A 13,726-nucleotide genomic window follows, 5' to 3' on the forward strand; every position below is an offset into this window, starting at 1 on the left:
GTGGAGCGGTAGTTCAGTTGGTTAGAATACCTGCCTGTCACGCAGGGGGTCGCGGGTTCGAGTCCCGTCCGTTCCGCCACTTATTAAGAGCCCTGAGTTAACACTCAGGGCTTTTTCTTTGCCTTAAATCTAATTGTTGCTAAAAACGCAAAAATCCTCTGCATTTTTCGCTCTTTTTCCACAAAACGCAAAACATCATAATCCTCTCAGTTAACGAACATGATGAATCAAAGAGGAATTATTATGACTATCCCGGCATTCGGTTTAGGTACCTTCCGTCTTAAGGACGATGTTGTTATTGCATCCGTAAAAACGGCTCTGGAGCTCGGTTACCGTGCTGTCGATACTGCACAAATCTATGATAATGAAGCCGCAGTTGGCCAGGCAATTGCAGAGAGCGGCGTTCCGCGCAATGAGTTGTACATTACGACCAAGATCTGGATTGAGAATCTGAGCAAAGACAAGCTGATCCCTAGCCTGAAAGAGAGCCTGAAAAAACTGCGTACTGATTATGTTGATCTGACGCTGATCCACTGGCCATCACCAAATGATGCTGTATCGGTTGAGGAATTCATGCAGGCGCTGCTGGAAGCGAAAAAGCAGGGACTGACGCGTGAAATCGGTATCTCTAACTTCACTATCCCGCTGATGGAAAAAGCCATTGCAGCGGTCGGTGCTGAAAATATCGCGACTAACCAGATTGAACTGTCTCCTTACCTGCAAAACGGCAAAGTGGTTGACTGGGCGAAAGCACACGGTATTCACATCACGTCTTACATGACGCTTGCATATGGTAAGGCTCTGAAAGATGAAGTGATTACCCGCATCGCGGCGAAACACAACGCCACTGCAGCTCGGGTGATCCTGGCATGGGCGATGGATGAAGGTTACTCGGTCATTCCTTCTTCCACTAAGCGAGAAAACCTGGCAAGCAACCTGTTGGCGCTGGATCTAACGTTAGATACCGAAGATAAAAAAGCGATCGCTGCTCTGGATTGCAACAATCGCCTGGTAAGCCCGGAAGGACTGGCACCGCAGTGGGATTAATGCGTTAACCCCAGAATGCCTTTAACCCTCTTTAACAGCTCCTCCGGGAGCTGTTCTTATATATTCACTCAGAAAATCGATAAATGCCCGAATACGCGTACTCACGGCACGATCGCTGTAATAGACGGCGCTGAACGGCATCTCTACCGGCAGGCGTTTATCGGCCATCAGCTCCACCAGTTCACCTCGCGCAATTTCCCGATCAATCATGTAGTCCGACAGGCAGGCAATGCCGTTTCCGCTGAGGCAGAGTTGTTTAAGCGTTTCGCCGCTGTTTGACGAAATTCCACAGACAATCTCGTGAAGTTGCCCATCGCTACAAGCGATAGGCCAGGTGTTGAGGGATACGGGTTCGGTGAAGCCCAGGCACAGGTGTGCTTTTAGCTCTTCCACTGTTTCCGGCTTCCCGTATCGTTCAAGATAATCCGGCGAGGCAATAATCTTCCGATAGCTGTTAAAGAGCGGTCGGGCGCGGAGACTGGAATCCGTCAATGTGCCTGCACGGATTGCAATATCCACTTTTCTCTCGATCAAATTGATAAAGGTTTCAGAGGAAACAAGAGAAAGCGTAATTTCCGGGTAACGTTCGCGGAAAGGCTTTATCAACGGCATCAGAAAATGCAGCATCACCGGCGTGGCGGCATCGATACGGAGCACCCCGCGTGGAGTGCTGCGTGTCTCCATGATTTCCGTTTCTGCCGCCGCCATCTCCTGCAACAAAGACTGGACGCGGCGAAAATAGCGTTCACCTTCTTCTGTCAGGCTGAGCTGCCGGGTTGTGCGGTTGAGTAAACTCACGCCAAGCTTCATTTCCAGCTTTTTAACTGCCCGGCTAACCGCTGAGTTTGCCTGACCTAACTGTTCTGCCGCCCGGCTGAAACTTCCGCTTTCTACCACTGAAACAAAAATGGCGAGTTCTTCTGAAGTTGCTTTCATTTTTGCACCCGAAGCAAAATTGTATTGAGATTTTGGATATTTTTGTTATTAAACCATCCCGGCATACTGCGTGTCATCCGAATACTGATGATATGGAGCGATTTATGCCTCTCGCGTTATTTGCGCTGACAATAAGTGCCTTTGCTATTGGCACAACCGAATTTGTGATTGTAGGCCTGGTGCCGACAATTGCCGAACAGCTGGCCATTTCTCTGCCTTCAGCGGGGATGTTGGTTTCCATCTATGCTCTCGGCGTGGCGATTGGCGCGCCAGTACTGACGGCATTGACTGGACGTCTGCCGCGTAAGCCGTTGCTGGTTGCGCTGATGGTCCTGTTCACGGCGGGCAACCTGATGGCATGGCAGGCTCCTGGCTATATGACGCTGATTGCGGCCCGTTTACTGACCGGTCTGGCTCATGGCGTGTTCTTCTCGATTGGCTCCACCATTGCCACCAGTCTGGTAGCAAAAGAAAAAGCGGCTTCTGCCATTGCCATCATGTTTGGTGGTCTGACGGTTGCTCTGGTGACCGGGGTTCCTCTGGGGACGTTCATCGGTCAGTATTTTGGCTGGCGCGAAACCTTTCTGGCCGTTTCTGTGTTGGGCGTGATTGCGCTGATCAGCAGTCAGTGGCTCATTCCGGCGAACATTCCGGGACGCGCCGCGGCGACGCTGCGTGACCCGTTGAGTGTCTTAACGCATCCACGCTTGTTGATCATCTATGCGATCACGGCATTGGGCTACGGCGGCGTCTTTACCGCATTTACCTTTCTGGCGCCGATGATGCAGGATCTGGCGGGGTTCTCGCCTGCCGCAGTGAGTTGGATCTTATTAGGCTATGGCGTATCCGTCGCGGTAGGTAACATCTGGGGCGGAAAACTGGCGGATAAACATGGGGCGGTGCCTGCGCTGAAGTTTATTTTCGCCGCACTGTTTGTACTGTTGCTCGTCTTTCAGTTTACCGCCACTATGCAGTACGCCGCGCTGGCAACGGTACTGGTGATGGGGATCTTTGCTTTCGGCAATGTACCGGGTTTGCAGGTCTATGTGGTGCAAAAAGCCGAACAATTTACGCCGAATGCGGTAGATGTGGCATCCGGCCTCAACATCGCGGCTTTTAACATCGGGATTGCGATCGGTTCTGTTGTCGGCGGACAGACGGTGGAGCACTTCGGCCTGGCGCAAACACCGTGGATTGGGGCATTGATTGTGTTGGGAGCCTTCCTGTTGATGGGGATTAGTGGTCGACTGGATAAACCCGCACGCGTAGCCGTGCTGGGTTAAGTACTTGAAGTATGTGTGTGCTTACAAAACAATCTGCAATTGGTCGTTGAAAGTGTGAGCTAAAATCCCTATAACAGAAGAACCAGTCCGGCACCGGGCTGGTTGACGTTACAGAGGTTTGAAAGTCAAAAGTGCGAAAAAACACCTATGCCATGCGCTATGTTGCCGGACAACCCGCTGAGCGGATTTTGCCGCCCGGGTCATTTTCGAGCATCGGCCAGGCATTACCCGCCGGGGCGCCGTTAAGCAGTGAAGATCGGATCCGTATCCTGGTGTGGAATATCTTTAAGCAGCAGCGAGCGGAATGGCTTTCGGTGCTGAAGAATTTTGGCAAAGATGCGCACCTGGTGTTGTTACAGGAAGCGCAAACGACGCCGGAGCTGGTGAAGTTTGCGACGGCGAATTACCTGGCGGCCGATCAGGTGCCGGCATTTGTTCTGCCACAGCATCCGTCAGGGGTGATGACGCTCTCATCCGCGCATCCCGTATACTGTTGCCCACTTCGTGAGCGAGAGCCTATCCTGCGCCTGGCAAAATCGGCGCTGGTTACCGTCTATCCGTTGCCCGATACGCGACTGTTGATGGTCGTTAATATCCATGCGGTTAACTTTAGTCTGGGGGTCGATGTGTATAGTAAGCAGTTACTTCCAATCGGTGACCAGATTGCGCATCACAGTGGCCCGGTGATTATGGCCGGAGATTTTAATGCCTGGAGTCGACGCCGCATGAATGCGCTGTATCGCTTCGCGCGCGAAATGTCGTTGCGACAGGTTCGTTTTACTGACGATCAGCGCCGTCGCGCGTTTGGTCGCCCCCTGGATTTTGTCTTTTATCGTGGTCTGAACGTCAGTGAGGCTTCAGTACTGGTCACACGCGCATCCGATCACAATCCGCTACTCGTTGAATTCAGTCCCGGCAAACCTGTGCAGTAAGGTGTGTCAGGTCTGCCGTTGGGGCAGACCTGTAGTGGTGCTGCCCTTTATCTTGCAAACAACCAAAGGACAGCATAATGACAACACACTCCCACCACGATAACGTCGAAAAGCAGTTTGGCTCCCAGGCGAATGCCTATTTAACCAGTGCCGTGCATGCAACCGGTCGCGACTTGCAGCGTCTGGCTGAGCGCCTGTCTGCGTTCCCTCATGCCAGCGTACTGGATATGGGCTGTGGCGCCGGGCATGCAAGCTTTATCGCCGCGCAGAATGTGAAACAAGTGGTGGCTTACGATTTATCTTCGCAGATGCTTGACGTTGTGGCGCAGGCGGCAAAAGAGAAGGGATTAGCCAACATCACCACAAAGCAGGGCTATGCCGAAAGCCTGCCGTTTGAAGATGCTGCCTTTGACGTTGTTATCAGTCGTTATTCCGCGCATCACTGGCATGATGTGGGCAGAGCGCTGCGCGAAGTTAATCGGGTATTAAAACCGGGCGGAGTCCTGATTATTATGGATGTCATGTCCCCAGGGCATCCGGTCCGCGATATCTGGTTACAGACGGTGGAGGCATTGCGCGACACCTCGCACGTTCGCAACTATTCCAGCGGCGAATGGCTGGCGCTGATGAATGATGCAAACCTGATTGTTGATTCGTTGATAACCGACCGTTTGCCGCTGGAGTTTAGTTCATGGGTGACGAGAATGCGCACGCCCGCTGAACTGGTAGATGCGATTCGTCTGTATCAGGTAAGCGCCTCTGCGGAGGTGAAAGCTTACTTCGCTTTACAGGACGAGGGATCGTTTACCAGCGATACCATCATGGCCGAAGCGCACAAAGCGGCATAAAGAAAAAAGGCACCGGGGGAAATCGGTGCCTTTTAATATTGTGAGCTATCAGGAGTCTGGCGTGTTGTTGTTTTTCACAAACAACGTCAGTTGATCGCCGGGCTTCAGATTGTCCGTATCGTTGTTCCAGCGCATGACATCTTTGATGTTAACGCCGTGACGTTTAGCAATGCTCGAAAGCGAATCGCCCTTACGTACACGATAGGTAATGCTGTCGCTGTTTTTAGCCAGTTGCTGTGCACTGTTACCGGCACCCACCGTCAGACTTTGGCCCACTTTCAGCGTTGAACCACGCAGCTTATTCCACTGCTGCAGATCCTTCGTGCTCACGCCGAGACGTGAAGCAATGCCTGAAAGCGTATCGCCAGAGCGAACGGTGTAACTACGACTGTTCAGCGGGGTGTTATCAGCCACCAGAGTGGACTGTACGGCAGCAATTTCGCCAGAGGCCAGAGATTCACGCAGTTTCTCTGCATGCTTCTTTGGTACCATTACGTATTGCGGACCGCTTGCGCCCAGCGTGGAGCCTTTCACACCAGCATTAAAGGTCTTCAGCTTGCTGACGGGAATCCCCGCCATATCGGCAACCTGCGCCATTTCAACCGGACTGCTTAAACGAACACGCGCCAGTGCACGACTTTCGTCTGTGGTTGGCAGACGTACGCCATAACGTTTGCTGTTCTTGAGAATATCACTCAGGGCCAGCATTTTTGGCACGTACAGCTTCGTTTCCTGAGGCAACGGCAACGACCAGAAGTCGGTGGATTTCCCACGCGCTTTGTTCGTTTTAATCGCCTTCATGACCCGACCTTCACCGCTATTATAAGCCGCAACGGTCAGCAGCCAGTCGCCGTCAAACATTTTGTTCAGACGTTGCATCATGTCGAGCGCTGCGGTTGTGGAAGCCACCACATCGCGACGCGCGTCATAACTGCGGGTCTGTTTTAAACCATAATTGCGCCCCGTGCTCGGAATGATCTGCCAGATGCCTGCGGCATTGGCGCCAGACGTCGCATGAGGATCAAAAGCGCTCTCCACTATGGGTAGTAGTACCAGTTCCATTGGCATGTTACGTTTCTTAACTTGCCCGGCTATCCAGTACATATACGGCTCTGCCCGTAAAGTTACATCGTGGAGATAGCTCTTATTGCGTAAATACTTCTGTTTTTGTTCGCGAATCCGGTCGTTTTCCGGAATTCCCATCTTTAGCTCGTCGCCAATGAAAGCCCACAAGTCTTGATCCGGCGCGAGGGACGTCCCATCGTCCATCCATCGAGCCTGACTCGTAAACTTTCCTGCTTCCCCTTGACCAGCTGCAGAAAGGCTCTGTGCGTGCTGTTGGACATTACCGGCGTTTTGAGACGACTGGCAACCCACGAGCAGGACAGAGGCGAGTAAGATCGCTTTTGCCTTCATGTGTGTGTCAATAGTTGCTTAAAAGACGACCGATCATAACGGCGAAGTTTTGAAAAGGCAACCTGCAATTATCAGAAGCTGTCTTTCTTTGACCTTAACCAGGCAAATCGCTCTTCAGGGTGTTGCAATATTGTTTCTTTGTTAATTTCATTAATTAAATCAATATCTTCTGTTCTCAAAAAAATATTATTTTGCCGCTCATTTTTCAGAATAACGGGGAGTGTCATTTGTTTTTTTACCCGTAACTCATTAACTTTACGATAATAATCATTTATGAACGAATCGTGCGGCAGGATGCTCAGAGAAAACTTCATATTTGCTAAAGTATACTCATGGGCGCAACAAATAAGTGTATCGTCTGGAAGTGCGGATATTTTTTTAAGTGATTGATACATCTGACTCGCTGTGCCTTCGAACAGGCGTCCACAACCACCCGAAAACAGCGTATCTCCGCAGAAAAGATAAGGGTGGCTAAAGTAACAGATATGTCCTAAAGTGTGACCGGGTGTAGCAAATATACTAAATTCATGCCCCAAAATGAGGGCGGAATCGCCATCTTCGACTATATGAGTGACCCCCTTATCTTGTGTCTCTGCTGGTCCGTAAACCACTAGTTTAGGAAAGTTCTGTACCAGTTCTTTCACGCCACCCACATGGTCCTGATGATGATGAGTGAGTAGAATAACCTCTGGCTGCCACTGGTTTTCGGCAATCGCTTTTAACACCGGCGCGGCGTCGCCCGGGTCCACGATCAGACAACGTCCTTCATCATTACTCAGAACCCAGATGTAATTGTCCTGAAACGCCGGAATACTGTTAAGATTCATAAATTACCTCTCTGTCTATGCATAACGGATGGTTGTGATGAAACCGGCAAGGAACCCTCAAACAGTCGTAGCACCCGATCGCTGGAGCGATTTGCCCTGGGGAGAGTACTATCGTGAGGCGCTGGAAAAACAGCTTAACCCGTGGTTTGCAAAAATGTATGGTTTTCACCTGCTTAAGGTGGGCAATTTAAGTGCAGAAATCAACTCGGAAGCCTGTGCGGTTTCGCATCAGGTTAACGTTTCTGCCAAAGGCTCGCCGGTTCAGGTTCAGGCCGATCCGCTTCATCTCCCTTTTGCCGATAAATCGGTCGATGTCTGTCTGCTGGCGCACACGCTACCCTGGTGCGCCGATCCCCACCGCTTGTTACGTGAAGCCGATCGGGTACTCATTGATGATGGCTGGCTGGTACTGAGCGGATTCAACCCGGTGAGCCTGATGGGGCTGCGCAAGCTGGTGCCGGTGCTGCGTAAATCGTCGCCTTATAATAGTCGTATGTTTACGCTGATGCGCCAACTGGACTGGCTGTCGCTGCTGAATTTTGAAGTGCTGCACTATAGCCGTTTTCACGTCCTGCCGTGGAAAAAGCAAGGAGGAAAGATGTTGAGTGCACACCTTCCTGCGCTGGGCTGTATGCAGATGATTGTGGCGCGTAAGCGAACGATTCCGCTTACGCTCAATCCGATGAAACAGAACAAGGCGAAAGCGCGCATACCGCAAGCCGTTGGCGCGACCCGGCAATATCGCAAGCCGGACGTTTAAGCTTCGGGCTGATAACCAACGTCCTCCTGAGTAGGATTCATGGCGGCGGCACGGGCAAGCTCATCGCAACGCTCGTTTTCTGGATGACCGGCATGGCCTTTTACCCACTCCCATTTGATCTGATGCTGCCCGAGGGCGGCATCAAGACGCTTCCAGAGATCGACATTTTTTACCGGTTTTTTGTCGGCAGTTTTCCAGCCGCGTTTTTTCCAGTTATGAATCCATTGGGTGATCCCCTGGCGCACATACTGACTGTCAGTGCTCAAAATGACTTCACAATGTTCTTTCAGGGCTTCCAGGGCGACGATCGCCGCCATCAGCTCCATGCGATTATTGGTCGTGAGGATATAGCCCTCATTAAAGGTTTTTTCGCGCCCGCGATAGCGTAAAATTGCCCCGTAACCGCCCGGACCTGGATTGCCCAGGCACGAACCGTCGGTGAAAATTTCTACCTGTTTAAGCATCTCTGGTAGACTTCCTGTAATTGAATCGAACCGTAAAACGACAAGTCTGACATAAATGACCGCTATGAGCACTGCAATTACGCGACAGATCGTCCTCGATACCGAAACCACCGGTATGAACCAGATCGGCGCGCACTACGAAGGGCACAAGATCATTGAGATCGGTGCTGTAGAGGTGGTGAACCGCCGTCTGACGGGGAATAACTTCCATGTCTATCTGAAGCCTGATCGGCTGGTGGATCCGGAAGCGTTCGGTGTCCACGGTATTGCGGATGAGTTCCTGCTGGACAAGCCGACATTTGCCGAAGTGGCGGATGAATTTCTCGATTATATCCGCGGGGCGGAACTGGTCATTCATAACGCGTCGTTTGATATCGGCTTTATGGATTACGAGTTCAGCAAGCTTAACCGCGATATCCCGAAAACCAATACCTTCTGTAAAGTCACCGATAGCCTGGCGCTGGCGAGGAAGATGTTCCCAGGCAAGCGTAATAGCCTGGATGCATTGTGCTCGCGTTATGAGATAGACAACAGCAAGCGTACGCTGCACGGCGCATTGCTCGATGCCCAGATTCTGGCTGATGTTTATCTGATGATGACCGGCGGTCAGACGACGATGGCGTTTTCGATGGAAGGGGAAACCCAGCAGCAGGGCAATACGGGGATCCTGCGGCTTGTACGTCAGGCCAGCAGGCTACGCGTCGTTTTCGCCACCGATGAGGAAGTGGCGGCCCATGAATCGCGCCTCGACCTGGTGGAAAAGAAAGGGGGAAGTTGCCTCTGGCGGGCGTAGAAAGTCGGCAAATGGGGTAAAAACCGCCGCTCGGGTGATTTTTAGAGCAAACGATTAAAAACGTGAGAAAAAGCGTTGACGAGGTGTCTGGCAATCCGTAATATGCGCTTCGTTCCCAAGTGGAACACATCGCGGAGCGGTAGTTCAGTTGGTTAGAATACCTGCCTGTCACGCAGGGGGTCGCGGGTTCGAGTCCCGTCCGTTCCGCCACTATTCAGAAAGCCTGAGTCAGTAATGATTCAGGCTTTCGTCGTTTTTATCTCGTCAAAAAATCAGCGCAGAATAAACGGGTCGGCATCCTGCCAGGCCGGAAACGTCTCCCGATACGCTTTCAGCGCACTCAAAGAAAGTTCCGCGTCAATGCGAGTAGCCTGATGGGCTTCCGCTGTCGCAATGATTTCTCCTTGCGGGCTGATAACCCGACTGTCGCCACGATAGTGATGCCCGTTGCCGTCGGTGCCGACGCGGTTACATCCAGCCACCCAGACCTGATTTTCAATCGCGCGCGCCGCCAGCAACGTCTGCCAGTGCTGAGAACGAGGCGCCGGCCAGTTGGCGACATACAGCGCCAGATCATAATCATTCAAATTGCGTGACCATACCGGAAACCGCAGGTCATAACAGACCTGCGGGAGAATGCGCCACCCGCGCCATTCCACGATCACGCGGCGGTTGCCTGGCTGGTAATGATGATGTTCGTCAGCCATTCGAAACAGGTGGCGTTTATCATAAAAGTGCACGTTACCTTCTGGCTCGACCAGTAAAAAACGGTTCACCGCGCCACGTTCTGTCTGAAGCGCGGCGCTACCGGCAATCAGAGCGTTCGTTCGCTGCGCCTGTTTTTGCATCCATGAAATCACCTCCTCCTGAGTGGGCGCTTCTCTGGCAGCCTCCATCGCAAACCCTGTGGTGAACATTTCGGGTAAGACGATGAGATCGCGCCCCGTTACCGGTTCCAGTAAAAGGTCAAAGTGACGCAAATTGGCGGGTCCATCCATCCAGACCAGCGGTTGTTGCAGCAGCGTAATTTTCAAACCAGGCACGGTAGGGTCTCCTTGTTGAACAGCATTCTGACACTGTAGCACGTGATTTCAGGAAACGCGGATGATAAAAAGCCCCGCCGAAGCGAGGCTAAAAGGTCATGCGTAAGCGTTACGCGGCTTCGACTTTACGCACTTTCTCTGGCAGCTTTACCGGCTTTGTCGCCAGCTCCTCGGGTTCAAAATCGTCCACATTGATGCTGCGCAGTCGGCTTTCTTCCGCTTTGACCAGAATCGCTGCTTCGTCTTTATCAATGAGCCCTTTGGCCAGCGCATTTTGCGCCAGTTCATCCAGACGGGTGAACGGCAGGTTTTTGCCAATCTCTTTGCAAATACGCTGATGAATAGGGTCGGCGGCCATCACATCCAGCAGCGCTTCTTCCAGTAATCCCACCGGGTTATGCTCGCTCGGCGTCAGATACTGTCCACGGCCGATACGGTCACGGGTGGCGCTCGGTACCTGCAATATCTTCGCGACTTTATGATCCAGCTTATCGGAAGGGGCCTGGTAGTGACGACCGGTCGGGAAGATCACCACGTTCAGCAGGCCAGCCACCAGGCGGTTCGGGAAGTTCTGCAGCAGATCGTCGATTGCCTGTTCCGCTTTATACAGTGCATCCTGCACACCCCAGTGAACCAGCGGCAGGTCCGCTTCATGACGGCCTTCGTCGTCGTAACGTTTCAGAACCGCAGAGGCCAGATACAGCTGGCTCAGTACATCTCCCAGACGAGCAGATATGCGCTCGCGGCGTTTGAGACTTCCGCCCAGCACAGCCATCGACACGTCAGAGAGTAGCGCCAGGTTCGCGCTCAGGCGGTTAAGATGCTGATAATAACGCTTCGTCGCATCGCGGGTGGGCGTTTGGCTGGTTAAACCACGCGTCAGACCCAACCAGAAGCTGCGCACTTTGTTGCTGCCGACGTGGCCGATATGTTTAAACAGGAGTTTGTCGAACGCATTCACATCGTTATTCTGTGCGGCCGCCATCTCTTCGAGGACATACGGATGGCAGCGAATTGCCCCCTGACCGAAGATCATCATGCTACGGGTCAGAATGTTCGCACCTTCCACGGTGATGGCGATCGGCGCGCCCTGATAGGCCCGCGCCAGGAAATTACCTTCGCCCAGCATAATGCCCTTGCCACCGGTGATATCCATCGCGTCAATAATTGACTGCTGACCACGATGAGTACAGTGATACTTGACGATTGCCGACAGCACTGCCGGTTTCTCACCGAGCATAATGCCGTAGGTGATGAGGGACGCAGCGGCATCCATCACGTAGGCGTTACCGGCAATGCGTGCCAGCGGTTCTTCAATCCCTTCCATTTTACCGATAGAGATTTTGAACTGACGACGAATGTGGGCATAAGCACCGGTAGCCATCGCAACGGATTTTACGCCGCCGGTCGAGTTAGACGGCAGGGTAATCCCGCGGCCCACCGACAGACATTCCACCAGCATACGCCAGCCCTGACCGGCCATTTTCGGGCCGCCGATGATGTAATCGATCGGAACAAATACATCGTTACCGCGAGTCGGACCGTTCTGGAACGGGACGTTCAGCGGGAAGTGACGACGACCAATTTCCACGCCCGACGTCGAGGTTGGGATTAACGCGCAGGTGATCCCCAGTTCTTCTTCGCCGCCCAGCAGCTTATCCGGGTCAGAAAGTTTAAATGCCAGTCCCAGGACGGTGGCGATAGGCGCGAGGGTGATATAACGCTTGTTCCAGGTCAAACGCATCCCCAGCACCTGCTGGCCTTGCCATTCGCCCATACAAACAATACCGGTATCCGGAATGGCGCCCGCATCAGAACCCGCTTCCGGGCTGGTCAGCGCAAAGCAAGGGATCTCCTGACCACGCGCCAGACGAGGCAGGTAATGGTCTTTCTGCTCTTGTGTACCGTAATGTTGCAGCAGCTCGCCTGGGCCTAAGGAGTTCGGCACGCCCACGGTAATCGCCAGGATCCCGGAGACGCCAGAAAGTTTTTGCAGCACGCGAGACTGGGCGTAAGCGGAGAATTCCAGCCCGCCGTACTCTTTCTTAATGATCATCGCGAAGAAGCGATGTTCTTTCAAAAACGCCCACAGTTCCGGCGGGAGATCGGCCAGCTCGTGGGTGATCTGGAAGTCGTTCGCCATGCGGCACGCTTCTTCCACCGGGCCGTCGATGAACGCCTGCTCTTCGGCGGTCAGACGCGGCTGCGGATAGTTGTGCAGTTTTTTCCAGTCCGGATTGCCCTGAAACAGATCGCCTTCCCACCAGGTGGTACCGGCATCAATCGCTTCTTTCTCCGTACGTGACATCGGCGGCATCACCTTACGGAAGCCACGGAACACCGGCGCGGAGATCATCGATTTACGCATCGGCGTCACATTGAACGGGACGAGGAGAATGGCCAGCGGAACCAGCAGCCAGATATTCCACAGTCCGGCCACGCCAAGCGCGGCCGTCCATGCGAGCAGAATCAGGCTGCTGAGGAACAGGCTCACGCGGTGATAAAACAGCGCGCCGAGCAGAACAATCGTAGCGAGAATACTCAAAATCATCATAACGAAAAGCTCCCTTGCTTGTAGGAGGTCTGACCACTTGTGATGATATGGTTGTAGTGGATGTGAATTCTTTTAGCAATGTGTTTACAAAATAATTACAACAAAGCTCACATTGTTGCCGATTTCTGCGGCACGAAAAATCAAAAGCCGTCGCCATTGATGTGGCTTATGCTTCTCGCTGCCAGTGCTATCCGGTACACTGCATCCTGTCATTTACATTCATGCTGAAGGATATCCTCATGTACCAGGATCTTATTCGTAACGAACTGAACGAAGCGGCGGAAACGCTGGCGAATTTTTTAAAAGATGATGCCAATATTCACGCCATTCAGCGCGCGGCGGTCCTGCTGGCAGACAGTTTTAAAGCAGGAGGTAAGGTACTGTCCTGCGGTAACGGCGGCTCTCATTGTGACGCCATGCACTTTGCCGAAGAACTGACCGGGCGTTATCGCGAAAACCGTCCGGGCTATCCGGCCATTGCGATTTCCGACGTTAGCCACATCTCCTGCGTCAGCAATGATTTCGGTTACGACTACGTCTTTTCCCGTTATGTGGAAGCGGTAGGGCGCGAAGGCGATGTGCTGTTAGGCATCTCAACCTCCGGCAATTCGGGTAACGTGATCAAAGCCGTCGCCGCGGCACGCGAGAAGGGAATGAAGGTCATCACCCTGACCGGTAAAGACGGCGGCAAAATGGCCGGTACTGCCGATATCGAAATCCGCGTTCCGCATTTCGGCTATGCTGACCGTATTCAGGAAATTCATATTAAAGTGATTCATATCCTGATTCAGTTGATCGAAAAAGAGATGGTTAAGTAAGTCTT

13 protein-coding genes and 2 tRNA genes are annotated in these 13,726 nt (G+C 52.7%); 9 read left to right on the forward strand and 6 right to left on the reverse strand.

Going from position 1 to position 13,726, the window contains the following annotated elements:
• Window positions 1-2 precede the first annotated feature (2 nt).
• Together OGW13_RS00530 and dkgB are read left to right on the forward strand one after the other, a co-directional pair.
• Window positions 3-79 (forward strand) — tRNA-Asp (locus OGW13_RS00530).
• 164 nt (window positions 80-243) lie between these two features.
• On the forward strand, window positions 244-1,047 hold the full coding sequence (gene dkgB / locus OGW13_RS00535) for a 2,5-didehydrogluconate reductase DkgB (RefSeq protein ID WP_287115461.1): 804 nt from the start codon (window positions 244-246) through the stop codon (window positions 1,045-1,047).
• A 21-nt stretch (window positions 1,048-1,068) separates the two neighbouring features.
• Here the strand turns inward: dkgB and yafC are convergent, their stop codons facing one another.
• The gene (gene yafC, locus OGW13_RS00540; RefSeq protein WP_044258795.1) at window positions 1,069-1,983 is read right to left on the reverse strand and encodes a DNA-binding transcriptional regulator YafC; all 915 of its coding nucleotides are present in this window, start codon (window positions 1,981-1,983) and stop codon (window positions 1,069-1,071) included.
• Window positions 1,984-2,087: 104 nt separating this feature from the next.
• Here yafC and OGW13_RS00545 point away from each other — a divergent pair, with 104 nt between their 5' ends.
• From OGW13_RS00545 to OGW13_RS00555, 3 genes are all read left to right on the forward strand, one after another.
• Complete coding sequence (locus tag OGW13_RS00545; RefSeq protein WP_109739892.1) at window positions 2,088-3,266, forward strand: MFS transporter; 1,179 nt, start codon at window positions 2,088-2,090, stop codon at window positions 3,264-3,266.
• A 131-nt stretch (window positions 3,267-3,397) separates the two neighbouring features.
• Window positions 3,398-4,198, forward strand: a complete 801-nt coding sequence (locus tag OGW13_RS00550) for an endonuclease/exonuclease/phosphatase family protein (protein ID WP_042997839.1) — start codon at window positions 3,398-3,400, stop codon at window positions 4,196-4,198.
• 77 nt (window positions 4,199-4,275) lie between these two features.
• Entirely contained in the window at window positions 4,276-5,046 is a 771-nt protein-coding gene (locus OGW13_RS00555) for a class I SAM-dependent methyltransferase (RefSeq protein ID WP_042997838.1), read from the forward strand.
• 48 nt (window positions 5,047-5,094) lie between these two features.
• Here OGW13_RS00555 and mltD read toward each other — a convergent pair whose 3' ends face one another.
• Together mltD and gloB are read right to left on the reverse strand one after the other, a co-directional pair.
• A complete protein-coding gene (mltD, locus tag OGW13_RS00560) occupies window positions 5,095-6,462 on the reverse strand; it encodes a murein transglycosylase D (RefSeq protein ID WP_042997837.1) in 1,368 nt (455 codons plus the stop codon).
• Between the two features lie 71 nt (window positions 6,463-6,533).
• Entirely contained in the window at window positions 6,534-7,289 is a 756-nt protein-coding gene (gene gloB, locus OGW13_RS00565) for a hydroxyacylglutathione hydrolase (RefSeq protein WP_044265109.1), read from the reverse strand.
• Between the two features lie 37 nt (window positions 7,290-7,326).
• Between gloB and OGW13_RS00570 the strand changes: the two genes are divergently transcribed.
• Window positions 7,327-8,049 carry a class I SAM-dependent methyltransferase gene (locus OGW13_RS00570; RefSeq protein ID WP_044265108.1) on the forward strand — a complete coding sequence of 241 codons (723 nt, stop codon included), beginning with the start codon at window positions 7,327-7,329 and terminating at the stop codon, window positions 8,047-8,049.
• Here the strand turns inward: OGW13_RS00570 and rnhA are convergent.
• Window positions 8,046-8,513, reverse strand: a complete 468-nt coding sequence (gene rnhA / locus OGW13_RS00575) for a ribonuclease HI (protein ID WP_042997834.1) — start codon at window positions 8,511-8,513, stop codon at window positions 8,046-8,048. The two genes, OGW13_RS00570 and rnhA, sit on opposite strands and share 4 nt — an antisense overlap.
• A 64-nt stretch (window positions 8,514-8,577) precedes the next feature.
• On the opposite strand from rnhA, the gene dnaQ reads away from it, so the two are divergent.
• Window positions 8,578-9,306 (forward strand): DNA polymerase III subunit epsilon, encoded by a 729-nt coding sequence (gene dnaQ / locus OGW13_RS00580; protein ID WP_109739893.1) that lies wholly within the window; start codon window positions 8,578-8,580, stop codon window positions 9,304-9,306.
• A gap of 133 nt (window positions 9,307-9,439) precedes the next feature.
• Window positions 9,440-9,516: transfer RNA gene (locus tag OGW13_RS00585), tRNA-Asp, on the forward strand.
• Window positions 9,517-9,578: 62 nt separating this feature from the next.
• Here the strand turns inward: OGW13_RS00585 and OGW13_RS00590 are convergent.
• Together OGW13_RS00590 and fadE are read right to left on the reverse strand one after the other, a co-directional pair.
• Window positions 9,579-10,349 carry an amidohydrolase gene (locus tag OGW13_RS00590; protein ID WP_044258802.1) on the reverse strand — a complete coding sequence of 257 codons (771 nt, stop codon included), beginning with the start codon at window positions 10,347-10,349 and terminating at the stop codon, window positions 9,579-9,581.
• A gap of 109 nt (window positions 10,350-10,458) precedes the next feature.
• Window positions 10,459-12,903 (reverse strand): acyl-CoA dehydrogenase FadE, encoded by a 2,445-nt coding sequence (gene fadE, locus OGW13_RS00595; RefSeq protein WP_109739894.1) that lies wholly within the window; start codon window positions 12,901-12,903, stop codon window positions 10,459-10,461.
• A gap of 239 nt (window positions 12,904-13,142) precedes the next feature.
• Here fadE and lpcA point away from each other — a divergent pair, with 239 nt between their 5' ends.
• The gene (lpcA, locus tag OGW13_RS00600; protein WP_044265105.1) at window positions 13,143-13,721 is read left to right on the forward strand and encodes a D-sedoheptulose 7-phosphate isomerase; all 579 of its coding nucleotides are present in this window, start codon (window positions 13,143-13,145) and stop codon (window positions 13,719-13,721) included.
• Window positions 13,722-13,726: the final 5 nt, after the last annotated feature.

Origin of the sequence: Citrobacter sp. Ca225 (genome assembly GCF_030337175.1) — a bacterium.
GTDB lineage: Bacteria > Pseudomonadota > Gammaproteobacteria > Enterobacterales > Enterobacteriaceae > Citrobacter_A > Citrobacter_A amalonaticus.

Excerpts from the sequence above, each read along its gene's own strand:
- OGW13_RS00570 (WP_044265108.1), top strand. The coding sequence starts at position 7,327 with ATGAAACCGGCAAGGAACCCTCAAACAGTCGTAGCACCCGATCGCTGG.
- OGW13_RS00555 (WP_042997838.1), top strand. The coding sequence starts at position 4,276 with ATGACAACACACTCCCACCACGATAACGTCGAAAAGCAGTTTGGCTCC.
- dnaQ (WP_109739893.1), top strand. The coding sequence starts at position 8,578 with ATGAGCACTGCAATTACGCGACAGATCGTCCTCGATACCGAAACCACC.
- dkgB (WP_287115461.1), top strand. The coding sequence starts at position 244 with ATGACTATCCCGGCATTCGGTTTAGGTACCTTCCGTCTTAAGGACGAT.
- lpcA (WP_044265105.1), top strand. The coding sequence starts at position 13,143 with ATGTACCAGGATCTTATTCGTAACGAACTGAACGAAGCGGCGGAAACG.
- OGW13_RS00545 (WP_109739892.1), top strand. The coding sequence starts at position 2,088 with ATGCCTCTCGCGTTATTTGCGCTGACAATAAGTGCCTTTGCTATTGGC.
- rnhA (WP_042997834.1), bottom strand. The coding sequence starts at position 8,513 with ATGCTTAAACAGGTAGAAATTTTCACCGACGGTTCGTGCCTGGGCAAT.
- mltD (WP_042997837.1), bottom strand. The coding sequence starts at position 6,462 with ATGAAGGCAAAAGCGATCTTACTCGCCTCTGTCCTGCTCGTGGGTTGC.
- yafC (WP_044258795.1), bottom strand. The coding sequence starts at position 1,983 with ATGAAAGCAACTTCAGAAGAACTCGCCATTTTTGTTTCAGTGGTAGAA.
- gloB (WP_044265109.1), bottom strand. The coding sequence starts at position 7,289 with ATGAATCTTAACAGTATTCCGGCGTTTCAGGACAATTACATCTGGGTT.
- fadE (WP_109739894.1), bottom strand. The coding sequence starts at position 12,903 with ATGATGATTTTGAGTATTCTCGCTACGATTGTTCTGCTCGGCGCGCTG.